The following is an 11838-nucleotide window of genomic DNA, read 5'->3' as shown; positions in this document are numbered from 1 at the left end:
CACCGCCCATGCCTCCTATCCCGCCGCTGCCGTCCGTCACCGTGGTTCTCGACCGTCACGACGACGCGATGCACACGCACGCCGCCCTGGCCGCCCACCATCCGCCGTCCGGCCGGATCACCCTGCACCCCGGCCCGGGCACCACCAGCGAAACCGGCCTCGCCCACGACCTTCTCGCCGCTCTGGGCAAACCGCCCCTGCTCGCGGGCCGCTTTCCCGGCGGCCGTCAGCCCGCCTGGGAAGCCGCCACGGCCTGGATGACCGCCCTGCCCGTCACCCGGCTGACCGTCCTGCGCGCTCACCGCCTCACCGCCCGCCGCACGATGCGCCTCCTGCAACTACAGGACCGCACCGGTATCCACCTCACCCTGGTCTGCCACCGCCCTCACCTTCCCGCCGCTCTGCACCAGGCCCTGCGGACGGCCGACCACTCCGTCACCGCCGACATCGAAGCTGCCCGCCGCCACTACTACGGCACGCCTATCGCCGAGCCCCCGCCCCCAGACGAGCCCGCCGCGCCGACCAGCCGGTGGCTCACCCTGCCGGCACTTGACCGCCTCGTCTCCTACGACAGCCCCCGCCCCTGCGCCGACCCGTGCACGCCACCGCCGATCACCTGGCGGCACCGGCCACCGCCCGTGCCTCTCACCGCGGTCGTCGCGCTGCGTGTTGCCCACCAGCTGCATGCGGCGACCGCACATCCTCGCCTGGCCGCGGCCGTCGCCGCTGCGCTGTTCACCGGTGCCTCCCTCCAGCAACTCGCCACCGCACGCCCTCGCGACTACGACGACGCCGCGGCCACGCTCGCCCTGCACGACCGCGCCCGCTACACCGACGGCTGCGCCGCCTACCCCGTACCACCCTGGGCGGGCATCTACCTGAGGGCCGCGGCCTGCTTCACCCGGCTCGTATCCGGCGAAGACCAGGAGCTGCTCGCCGCGCCCGGTGACCGTGCGCACCTGCTGCGCGTGGCGGAGACGGCCAGACTGCGCCCGCCACAGCCGCCCACAGCCCGCCGCAAAGGCCCGGTCGGCCGTGTGGAGTGGGACTGGCGCGAGCGGCAGGAAGCCGAGAGGTACGAAGCGATACCGGCCAGGCGCGCCAGGCCGTCGCGACGCTGATCACCTTGCTGTGCTCGCTCGATGGGCCAGGTTCAGCCGATCGAGAAGTCGGCGAACTCGACGTCGCTGAAGGAGACGTGCAGGCCATGGGCGCGGCGGCCCCACTCGCGAAAGTAGGCGTGTCCCAGCGCACGGGCGAGTATCACCGTCTGCTGCTGCTCGCCTGCGCCGGCATCCCGGGCGGCGAACAACTCCCGGGCTACCTCTCCCGGCAAGTCCTGGGTGATCCACCGCACCCGCGGGTCGTCCGAGGACCCCGCAGGAGCCGCGAACCCGAATCGCGCACGGGTATGGAAGACGAAGCCCTCCGCCTCTGCCTGGGCACGCCGACGGGCCCGTACCCGGGGCTGCCACCGAGTCAGAACCGCTTTCTCGATCGCCCGGACCTGCATCGGACCCGGCGGACGACGCGCTCCTGGCTTCTTCGTCACCCACCGCTGCACAGTGCGCTGCGACACCCCCAGCACGGCGGCGACCCTCTGGGTGGAACCTCGGTGCGCCGCCAGCAGAAACCGCAGGCGGGCCTGGGTGCTTGAAGGAACAGGCCGGGTGCGCAACGCACGCTCCAAACCCTGCTCGATCTGTCCCACGTCCGCCCCTCCAAGCGGCCAGCCGACAGGGCCAGCATCCTGCAGTCCGTAGCGTCAGTTCTCCCACGTCGTCTGCTTCCGCCTGCCAGTTTCTGCATTCTCGGGACAGCGCTGGCTGACGCAGGCTACGAGCCCTTGGGCGAGCACCGCTTCCAACCGATCATCAGAGGCACCGTTGTCAGTGGCGGGATTCATACTGGCTGATTAGCCACATCGCGCGGTCGCACCTGTCCCGTCTGGCACAGGCCCCACGCTGCGCGGATTACACAAGGGCAACGGGGCCCTTGGAGGGGAGTGCCATGCTGGTGACGTCGGTGGAGATCGAGGCGTTCCGCAACATCACGAACAAGCAGGCCATGGTGGTCGACCCCGAGGTCACGTGCCTGATCGGCAAGAACGAGTCGGGCAAGACGACGGTGCTTAAGGCTCTGCACCGGTTGAACCCGGCCAACAACGCCGACGACTTCCACGTCACCACTGACTACCCGCGGCGAGACTTGTCCCGGCATCGGCGCACGAAGGACCTCGACACGGTCGCTCCCGTCACTGCCGTCTTCAGGCTGGAGGATGCGGACTTCGACGCGATCGAGGACCTGCTCGGCGTACGGCCGCCAGCGAAGGCGTACATCACGGCCTCCCGCCTCTACGACGGCAGCCTCCGAGCCAATGTCCACTGCGCCCTCGAGGATGTCCTAGCGGACGTCTTCGAGGAAGCAGGCGTCGACGAAGAGGACGACCAGGAGGCCATCACCGGGGACAACACGACCATCGAGGCCGTGAGCGCCGCGGCCAAGGCCCGCGCCGAAGAAGTCGGCGCCGGCAAGAAGACAGCCCGGGCCAAGGCGAGCCTCCCGAGACCACCGGCACGTGGGTCTTCGTTACCGAGAACCCCTCCGTGCTGGCCGCAGCCAGCACCCAGGCCCTGGCCCGGGACAACCTCGTGAGACCACGGGTGATCTGCACCGCCGGCACACCATCCCAACGGGAATGCGAAGCCATTGGCGCTCTGGCGGACACCGGATGGAACATCGCCGTCCGCGCTGACTTCGACCAGGCCGGCCTGGCACACATGCGTGCCCTCCTGGCTGCAGCACCTTCCGCGGTTGCGTGGCGGATGGGCGCAGCTGACTACCTCGCGGCCGTCCCCGAGGGCAGTGACGTCCTGCATCTGCAGGGCTCAGATGCTCCCTGGGACGACCACCTGGTACCCGTGATGCGCAAACACTCTGTGCCGGTCTACGAGGAGGATCTGCTTCCCGCGTTGCTGGCCGACATCACGGCCGGTGCACCGGGCTCTTGTGCTTTGTGACGTCCAGTAGCTCCGAGAACTGACAGCACCTGGCAGTGAGAAGCGGCATCGCGACAGGGACCACTCTTCGGGGTGCCTGCTATTGCTGGCGGGTGGTGAGGCGGCAGGCGGGTCATGCCTTGCGGCTGCTGGGGCCGTAACGGGGGGGGCAGGCGCAGCGCGATGGGTTGGCCTGGCTCCAGCAGTGTCTGGTCGGGGTTGTGGTCGAAGGTGTGCAGTCCGGTGGCGGATGCCGTCTCCCCGTGCAGGTCTCGCCTGCTGAAGGGTGGGAGTTGTTTGCCGTAGCGGCATGAGCCGTCGAGCTGCGCTTCGGTGTAGGCGAACGATTTGTCGTCGGCGGGGTGCTCTCGGGCGGGGTGTCCGTCTCACCTGTGATCTCGCGCCAGCGCCGCACGTCTCGTGCCGAGGGAGGACTACGCGTCTGCCGGAGGAGCGGAGTCGACCGGACAGCTTCGCCTGGGACGCACGGCAGCATGACCGATCAGCGCTGCGTCCGGGAGGCCGCCGCTGTGTCGCTTCCAGGGTCGGTGCGAGAGGTTGCGAAATGTGTGTGCATGGTGAAGGGGTCGTGTGTAGGATGCGCGAAGGCCGCGTGCGGGTGGGGTGCTTGAGGCGGTTATTCACCGCTTGTGCCGTTCGTGGTGCGGGCCCCAGCGCGCCGGGGGTGTGGATGTATCTGGCATCTCTGTGTGTTGAAGACTTCCTGCCCTTCGGCTGCGCACGGCAGAACGGGCGGGTCAGGACGTACATCTGCGGGCCGACCTCGGGCCGGCCACACATGCTGCGGTCGGGGAGAACGAACAACAGAGCGAGACCGTTTCTCGCCGACGCCATCCGCCTTTGCCCTGTGGCACAGATAGACCGACCACGACATCACCCGTCGGTGATCAGCGACGCGCCTTCGGTCAACGCGTGGGTGGTCCGGTGTCGTTGGCGCAGCGCTTCGGTGAGGGAAGTTCGCCAACGGGCCCTGACGCGCCTTGAGTTGCAACCAAAGTTCGGAGACCGTTGGGCGGGACTGACGGGTACCGGCCTTGCCCGGGTTGCGCGTCTGCAGGATAAGCCGCCCCCCGTGTCAGTCGGGACTGGGAACCTTTGGAGTCCCGCCAATCTGTGGAACCGCTCAGTAGTTTCGGCGCCCCGGCGTACGGTGTCCATCGCCAGCCGTCAGGGCCGCCCCGACGCACGATGAGATAGGCACAGGGACCGCCGATGACCGACACCGACTCCGAAACCCCTGGCGTCGACAGCACTACCTCAGGCCGCGGTTCAGCGCCCCTGACGAGCCAGCAGCCGCCTGGAGGCCTGCCCCCAGCGGGGGTACCGAGCAGGAGGTGGGGAAGGTTGCAGGCACCGAGGACTCCACGCCGTTGAAGTTTCACGTCGCCCTTTCCCCCGATGCGTACCTGCAGCTCGACGACGTGGTCAGCACCCGTCGGCAGATCCCCGGCTACGGCGAGGTCGTCACCTCAGGCGTGGTGACGGAGGTGGTTGCCCGCCACGAGGGCGCCGCGTTCGGCTCGGATGTGTTCCTCATTGCGGACGGGATCTTGCCGGCGACCGTGCAGGAGATCGCCGAGGTCACCACCACCCGCGTCGAGCCCGAGTGCTACGTCCCGCCACGCCCCGGCGCAGTCGCGATTCGGGCCGCGGGTGCTGACCGGGACGCCGCCTTGTACTTCGACAAGATGGACGCGCGGATCCCCGCCGGCATCGGTCGTGACGGCGAACCGATCTATCTCAACCTCGAGTTCCTTGACGGTACCCGCGGCGCCCACGTGTCGATCTCGGGCATCTCCGGGGTGGCGACCAAGACCAGCTTCGCGCTGTTCCTGCTGCACTCGCTGTTCACCTCGGGTGCCCTGGGAGCCCGCGCGGTCAACGCCAAGGCCTTGATCTTCTCGGTCAAGGGCGAGGACCTGTTGTTCGTCGACCAGCCCAACGCCCGCCTCGACGAGACACTGCGCGCCGCGTACGCGCGGCTCGGCCTGCCCGCTCGACCCTTTGCCTCCGCCGGCTTCTACGCCCCGCCGCTGCCTGGTGATACCACCGGCCGCCCCCACGTCACCGGCCGGACCAGCGGCGTCACCGCGTTCTGGTGGACGCTCGCGGAGTTCTGCGAACGCGAACTGCTCCCGTACGTGTTCGCCGACGTCGAAGACGAGAAGAACCAGTACACGATTGTCGTGCACCAGGTCACCAGCAGGCTGTACCGCGAGGCCCAGGCCGCAGGGAACGACGGCGCGGTCGCCATCGACGGAGCCACCATCCGCACCTGGGCGGAGATGATCGCGTTCATCAGCGAGAAGGTCACCGACGAGGCCACTCGCGCCCACTGGGCGGGGCCTGCTGTGGGGATGGGTACCGTCAACGCGTTCGTGCGGCGGCTGCGGTCGTCCCAAAGACCGCTGGGCCCCCTGATTCGTGGCGACCTGAGCACGGTCACCGACCGTCCCATCGCGCACTCCGTCGACACCTTGGGGCAGCAGGTCACCGTGGTGGACCTGCACAACCTGCCGGAGCGGGCGCAACGGTTCGTCGTGGGTGTCGTGCTCGCCGCGGAGACCGACCGCAAGGAGCAAGCCGGTCCGGGCGGGCTGCTGTTCACGATGATCGACGAGCTGAACAAGTACGCGCCGCGCGAGGGCTCCTCCCCGATCAAGGACGTCCTGCTCGACATCGCCGAACGCGGCCGCTCGCTCGGCATCATCCTCATCGGCGCTCAGCAGACCGCCTCCGAGGTGGAACGGCGCATCGTGTCGAACTCCTCGATCAAGATCGTCGGTCGGCTTGATCCCGCCGAGGCCGGCCGCCCTGAGTACGGCTTCCTGCCCGCCTCGCAGCGGCAGCGCGCCACCCTCGCCAAGCCTGGCACCATGTTCGTCTCCCAGCCCGAGATCCCGGTGCCGCTGGCCGTCGAATTCCCCTTCCCCGCCTGGGCCACCCGCCTCTCCGAGGTCGCCGATCCCACCTTTACTACCGGCATCTCGCCTGCTGACTCGAACGCCGGTGGTGCGGCGCGACCGGACCCGTTCAGCAAGCTGCCCCAGACCCAGAGCGACTCGTGGTTCGACGATCCCGACGACGGGGCCATCGACGAGCCGCCCTTCTGACGTCCGCCGACGCGCTTTCAGATCACGCCTGACGCCACCCGCTTCTCTGCTTCAGCCATCCGAAAAGGACCGACCCGGTGAAGTTTCTCCACACCTCCGACTGGCATGTCGGCAAGACCCTCAAGGGCCGCAACCGGCTCGAGGAGCAGGCAGGCGTACTACGTGAGATCACCCAGATAGCCGTCGGCAACGACGTCGATGCCGTCCTCATCGCCGGCGACCTCTACGAGAACGCCGCGCCCACCGCGGACGCCCAAAGGCTTGTCGTGCGCACCCTGCTGCAACTGGCCAAGCAGGACATCGAGGTCGTCCTGATCGCCGGCAACCACGACCACGGTGCCACACTCGAGGCCTACAAGCCGCTGATGGACATCGCCGGCATCCATGTCTACGGCCAGGCCCGCCCGGCCGCAAAGGGCGGCGTGCACAGCTTCCGCGCCAAGTCCACCAACGAGCGCGTCAACGTCGCCGTTCTGCCGTTTCTCTCCCAGCGCTACGCCGTCCGCGCCGCGGAGATCATCGCCAACACCCCGTCCCAGAACGTCGGCGCCTACGACCAGCTCATCCGTGATGTCCTGGACAACCTGACAGGGGCTTTCACCTCCGACGCCGTCAACCTTGTCATGGCCCACCTGACGTGCACTGGCGGTGTCTTCGGCGGCGGTGAGCGGGCCGCCCAATCGATCATGGAATACCACGTGCCCGCCGCTATCTTCCCCGTCGAAGCGCACTACGTGGCCCTGGGCCACCTGCACCGCCGGCAGACGATCCCGGCCGCCTGCCCGGTGCACTACAGCGGATCCCCCTATGCGATCGACTTCGGCGAGCAGAACAACACCCACGTGGTCTGCCTCGTCGAAGCCTCTCCCGGAACCCCCGCGAAGATCACTGACATCCCGGTCACTGCCGGCCGCAGGCTGCGCACCATCGAGGGGACCGTCGCCCAGCTCACCGCCGACCCCGCCGTCTACGGCGAGGACTACCTCCGGCTCGTGGTCACCCAGCCCGCCTACGCCGGCATGCGCGACGACCTGCTCGAAGCCCTCCCCAACGCCCTCGAAATCCGCATCCACCCCGACCACGCGAGCACCGGCGCCAAAGCGGGCATCGCCACCCACCAGCCCACCAAGACGCCTGCGCAACTGTTCTCCGACTACTGCCACAGCGTCGGCGTCAGCGACGACCGGGTCACGGCCCTGTTCAACCACCTGCACGACGACCTGACCCGCTCGACCGCCCGCTCTTGACCCAGCGGCCCTGACACCCGCTAGAAGGAATCCCTCAACATGCGCCCCGTTCGCCTGGAGCTCAACGGCTTCGCCGGTTTCCGCGCTCCCACCGTGGTCGACTTCACCGACGCCGACTACTTCGCCCTCGTCGGCCCCACCGGGTCAGGCAAGTCCACCGTTCTCGACGCCCTGACCTTCGCCCTGTACGGCTCGGCCTACCGGTGGGGCCGCAGCAACGCCATCGCCTACGCGCTCGCCCCCACGAGCAACCGCTGCACGGTCTCGCTCACCTTCGACGTCGCATCCCAGCGCTACCAAGTCGCCCGCGAAGTCCGCCGCGTCGGCCAACAGATCCAGCAAAAGACCGTCAGCCTGGTGAAATTCGCCGACCCCACGGCGGTCGCCACCGACGCAGACGGGCCACAGCCGGAAGTACTGGCCGGAGAAATCAAGGAACTCAACGCCGCCATCGAGCAGTTGCTCGGCCTGTCCTTCGACGACTTCTGCCAGTGCGTCGTCCTGCCCCAAGGCGACTTCGCCCGGTTCCTGTCCGCCAACGCCCGCGACCGGCAGCAGATCCTGCTCAAGCTGCTCGGAGCCGCCCACTACGAAGGCATCGGCAAACGCGCCGGCGCCCAGGCGGCCGAAGCATCCAAGGAGATCGAGGTCCTCACCGACCAGCTGAGCCGGCACGCCGACGCCACCCTGCAAGCCGAGGCCGACGCCCAGGAACGCCTCTCCGCGCTGGGACAGCTGGCCGCCACCGTCGACCAGCTCGTGCCCCGCGTCGCCGAGGCACACTCCCGCGCCAGCGATGCCCAGGCACGTCTCGCCGCGCTGCGCACCGAACTCGCCCGGCTCACCCCCCTGCGCACCCCGGACGGTATCGAAGAGCTGCAGCGCCATGCTGTGGAGGCCCAGACAGCCGCCCACAAGGCCCGCGACGCCGCCGACGCGGCCGCCCAGACCCTGGCCGACGCCACCAAAGCCGCCCAATCCGGCCCGCAGCGCGCTGTCCTCAACATCGCCCGCGACCGCTACACCGAGATGGCCGGCTTGGTCGGGCGCCGCGACGTAGTCATCGTGGCTGCACAGCGTGCCCGCCAAGAGCTAGCGCAGAGCGAGGAGCGGCTACGGGCGCTGGCAGACGCCGTCACCGAGGCCCGCCGCACCGCCGAGGAGACCCGCGGTCGCCGCGACCAGGTACAACAGGCGTACGCGGCATTGCAGCGTCGCCAGCAGCTGCTGGCTCCCGTCCGAACCCCCGACGGTGTCACCGACCTGACCAGCCGGGCAGCGGCTCTGGCACGGCAGGCCGACGCCGCCGCCACCCAGCTGGCCGCGGCCCGCGACCGGCACAACCAGTCCGCTTCCGCGCTCACCGCCGCCGGCGACGGCAGCCGACTCACCGAGGCGCGCGAGGTACTCGACCAGCTCCTTGACATCACCAGCTCCCTCACCGACGCCACCAGCGAGCTGGATGACGCCGTGGAGACAGCCGCCCAGGCCGACAGCGCGGTCACCGACGCGCAGGCGCGTCTCGACGCGGCCACGGCCGCCCTCGAGGAAGCCCGCACCCTCGCCGGTGCCGCCCAGCTACGCCCTCAGCTCCAGGTGGGCCACGCCTGCCCGGTCTGCGAGCAGAGCGTCACCACCCTCCCGTCGTCGCTGTCCGACCCGGCCCTGGCCGCCGCCCAGGCCGCGCGTGACACTGCGGTCCGCGAACACCGTGACCTGCTTTCCCAGCGTCAGGCCGCCACCACGACGGTTGCCGTCAAGCAGCGCGCCGCGGACACCCTGACCCAGCGGCGCACCCTGCTCGATGAGCGGCTGGGCACGCTGTTGCCCGATCGTCCTGCCGACACCGAACGCGACTGCGACGCCGACCGCGCCCATCTTGACGAACGCGCCGCAGCCCGTGACCAGCTGGCTGCCGCCGAGCAGCAGGCACGTGCCGCGGCACAGGAGGCCGAAGCCGCGCACACCTCCGCCACGGCGGCCGTCGCCACGCTGCAAAGGGAGATCGATCGCACCCGCAGCGACGTCCACACGCAGCTGGGTGTTCTGGCCGAACTCGACCCGCCTGCCGTCGACACCCATGACGTGACCGCCGCATGGTCTGCCCTGGAAGCGTGGGCCCACGCCCAGAGGTCCACGGTGGAAAACGACCTCTCAGCCGCCCAGGCCGAGGCTGCCACCTCCGATCAGGCCCACCAGGACGCGACCGCCACGCTGGAAGCTGCCGAGCAAGCACACGCCACCGCCCACAGTGCCCACACCACCGCCGTCCAGCAGAGCGCAGCCGCCGACCACGCGCAGAGCACGCTGACCGACCGCCTGAGTGAACTGCAGACGCTGCTGGATCAGGCGCCGCCCACAGATGCACTGCCGGGCCTACTGGAGGAATGCGACCGCCTCGAAGCGGCCGTGGAGACCGCCACAGCCGAGGCAAGCCAGACACGCGAGGCACTCAAGGCGGCGGAGGCCGAACAGCAGCAGTGGCAGGCTCGCACCACGACCGCCTGGTCCGAGCTGACTGCTGCCCGGGACGCGGTGGCGGCCCTCAAACCGCCGAGCCTGGACACCGACGACCTCGCCGCCGCCTGGGCTAGCCTGGCCGCCTGGGCCACCCGCGCGGCCGACGACCGGCAGGCCGACACCCTGCGCGCGCAAGCCGATGCCCACACCGCACACAGCGAAGCCGAGCAGCTCCTGGGCCAACTGGAGGGTCTGCTGCGCGACCACGACCTGGATCCCCAAGACCTCGGCGACGGGCCTGGGCGCGCCGCCCAGGCCCCCCGGGTAGTAGCGGTCGCAGCCGAGCGGGCCCGGGGCCGGGTAGAGATGATCCAGCGCAGCCTCGCCGACGCCGCCGCAGTGCAGGACAAGATCGACAGCGCCCGCACCCGGCAACAGGTGGCCGCCGAGCTGGCCAGGCTGATGCGGTCCAACAAGTTCCCGCAGTGGCTGGCCGATTCAGCCCTCGACACCCTGGTCGCGGGTGCCTCGCAGTCGCTGCGCCGGTTGTCGGGTGACCGATTCGACCTCAGCCACTACAAAGGCGAGTTCTACGTCATCGACCACTCCGACGCTGACTCACAGCGCTCGGTTCGCACCCTGTCCGGCGGCGAAACCTTCCAGGCCAGCCTGTCACTGGCGTTGGCCCTGTCCGACCAGCTGGCCGGCATGGGCGGCGCAACGAAGCTCGAGTCCATATTCCTCGACGAAGGATTCGGCACCCTTGATCCCGACTCGCTCGAGATGGTCGCCGACACCCTGGAGAATCTCGCCCAAGGGGAGCGGATGGTCGGGGTGATCACCCACGTCACCGGGCTCGCCGAACGGGTACCGGTCCGCTTCCAGTTACACCGCGACCCCCACACTTCCGTCGTCACCCGGGAAGGCACATGACAAGCACGGCACATGCGGCCCGGATGCGATTCCATGTCGACGGCTGGGACCCCACCTACGGCTCCAGCGTCGAAAACGCCGAGAACACCATCGGGGACTCGACCGCCAAAGTCATCCCCGACCTCGAACTCGCCCCGGCCGACTGGAAGCCCATCTCGCCCTCCCACGTGCCCGACCCCGGCGCAGTCCTGTTCGTCGACGGCGTGCGCCGCGTCGAGGCCCGCATCTGGATCGAGCAGCCCCCGGCCGCCGAACCAGCCCCAAGCGCCAGCAACCGCGCCGACGACGCCCAGATGGCACTATGCGCCTCCTATGCGGCCGGCACCGTGTGCTGCTGCCCCGACCGTGGCGCGCACCTGCTGACCATCGAATCCCGGCGCGGCCTGTTCACCACCGCCACTAACGCCGTCGACGTGCCCACCACGGCCGGTACCTACCAGGCCAACATCACCTTTGACGACCAGGAAGAAAACCTTGCAGTGCTGCTCTCTACGGCGCTGCAACGCCGACTCGGCGACCTTGAAATTCTCGTCGCCGCCAACGCCCGCACTGCCCTGGCCGGCCACGGCGTCGCCGCCGGCTCGGACCTGTTGGTGGTGGACGGTCCGCTGCGCGGCCGCACCCATCTGCCGCGAGCGGTGGGGCTCATCAAGTCCCACCGCACCGCCTACCTGCCGCCCGACCTGCACGCGATGGTCAGCGCCCTGGCCGCCGGCGAACGCACCCCGGTGTTCTTGATGGGCACCTCCTGGGACCGGCACGCCTGGTACCTACGCCTACCGTGTACGCCCGGCGCCCCGTGGGCCGGAATAGTAAGGCTGGAATGCGCCGCCGACATCCCCGCCCCGGAGGCGATCGCCTTGGCTAACCTCTCGCAACTGGTACTGCCGCGGTACGCCAGTTGCGAGTACAAAGACGCCCGGGCCCCCCAGAACCTGGTGCCGGTCGCTGGGCTGGAGAGGGAACTGCGCCGCCGCCTGGGCAACCCTGCCCTGCTCAGCAGGGCCCTACGCGTGGCAGCGGTGAGCTGAGTCGCAGTTCCTCGCATTTCCGCTTCGAGCTGCA

General features: G+C 69.4%; 8 protein-coding genes. 7 read left to right on the top strand and 1 reads right to left on the bottom strand.

Annotation, left to right across the window (positions count from 1 at the left end; all coding sequences use genetic code 11):
• The first annotated feature begins 8 nt into the window (after window positions 1-8).
• Window positions 9-1121, top strand: a complete 1113-nt coding sequence (locus tag AC5L3C_RS00105) for a hypothetical protein (RefSeq protein WP_493646192.1) — start codon at window positions 9-11, stop codon at window positions 1119-1121.
• Between the two features lie 32 nt (window positions 1122-1153).
• On the opposite strand, the gene tpg is transcribed toward AC5L3C_RS00105, so the two are convergent.
• Window positions 1154-1711 carry a telomere-protecting terminal protein Tpg gene (tpg, locus tag AC5L3C_RS00100; RefSeq protein WP_493646191.1) on the bottom strand — a complete coding sequence of 186 codons (558 nt, stop codon included), beginning with the start codon at window positions 1709-1711 and terminating at the stop codon, window positions 1154-1156.
• 299 nt (window positions 1712-2010) lie between these two features.
• On the opposite strand from tpg, the gene AC5L3C_RS00095 reads away from it, so the two are divergent.
• From AC5L3C_RS00095 to AC5L3C_RS00070, 6 genes are all read left to right on the top strand, one after another.
• Window positions 2011-2655 carry an AAA family ATPase gene (locus AC5L3C_RS00095; protein WP_493646190.1) on the top strand — a complete coding sequence of 215 codons (645 nt, stop codon included), beginning with the start codon at window positions 2011-2013 and terminating at the stop codon, window positions 2653-2655.
• Window positions 2607-3020 carry a DUF2399 domain-containing protein gene (locus tag AC5L3C_RS00090; protein WP_493646189.1) on the top strand — a complete coding sequence of 138 codons (414 nt, stop codon included), beginning with the start codon at window positions 2607-2609 and terminating at the stop codon, window positions 3018-3020. The genes AC5L3C_RS00095 and AC5L3C_RS00090 overlap by 49 nt, the downstream gene beginning before the upstream one ends.
• A 1334-nt stretch (window positions 3021-4354) precedes the next feature.
• A complete protein-coding gene (locus tag AC5L3C_RS00085; protein WP_493646188.1) occupies window positions 4355-6133 on the top strand; it encodes an ATP-binding protein in 1779 nt (592 codons plus the stop codon).
• Between the two features lie 77 nt (window positions 6134-6210).
• A complete protein-coding gene (locus AC5L3C_RS00080; protein ID WP_450285761.1) occupies window positions 6211-7380 on the top strand; it encodes an exonuclease SbcCD subunit D in 1170 nt (389 codons plus the stop codon).
• Between the two features lie 39 nt (window positions 7381-7419).
• Window positions 7420-10773: an AAA family ATPase gene (locus AC5L3C_RS00075; protein ID WP_493646187.1), complete on the top strand. Its 3354-nt coding sequence runs from the start codon at window positions 7420-7422 to the stop codon at window positions 10771-10773.
• Window positions 10770-11804, top strand: coding sequence for a hypothetical protein (locus AC5L3C_RS00070; RefSeq protein WP_493646186.1), 1035 nt, complete (start codon window positions 10770-10772; stop codon window positions 11802-11804). Before AC5L3C_RS00075 ends, AC5L3C_RS00070 begins: the two co-directional genes overlap by 4 nt.
• Window positions 11805-11838: the final 34 nt, after the last annotated feature.

Source organism: Streptomyces speibonae (assembly GCF_984686075.1).
Note: the sequence above shows the minus strand (reverse complement) of the source record. Positions and strands in the feature narration are given on the sequence as shown.

Bases quoted from the DNA above. Each gene is read 5' to 3' on its own strand.
- AC5L3C_RS00105 (WP_493646192.1), top strand. From the start codon at position 9: ATGCCTCCTATCCCGCCGCTGCCGTCCGTCACCGTGGTTCTCGACCGT.
- AC5L3C_RS00095 (WP_493646190.1), top strand. From the start codon at position 2,011: ATGCTGGTGACGTCGGTGGAGATCGAGGCGTTCCGCAACATCACGAAC.
- AC5L3C_RS00075 (WP_493646187.1), top strand. From the start codon at position 7,420: ATGCGCCCCGTTCGCCTGGAGCTCAACGGCTTCGCCGGTTTCCGCGCT.
- AC5L3C_RS00070 (WP_493646186.1), top strand. From the start codon at position 10,770: ATGACAAGCACGGCACATGCGGCCCGGATGCGATTCCATGTCGACGGC.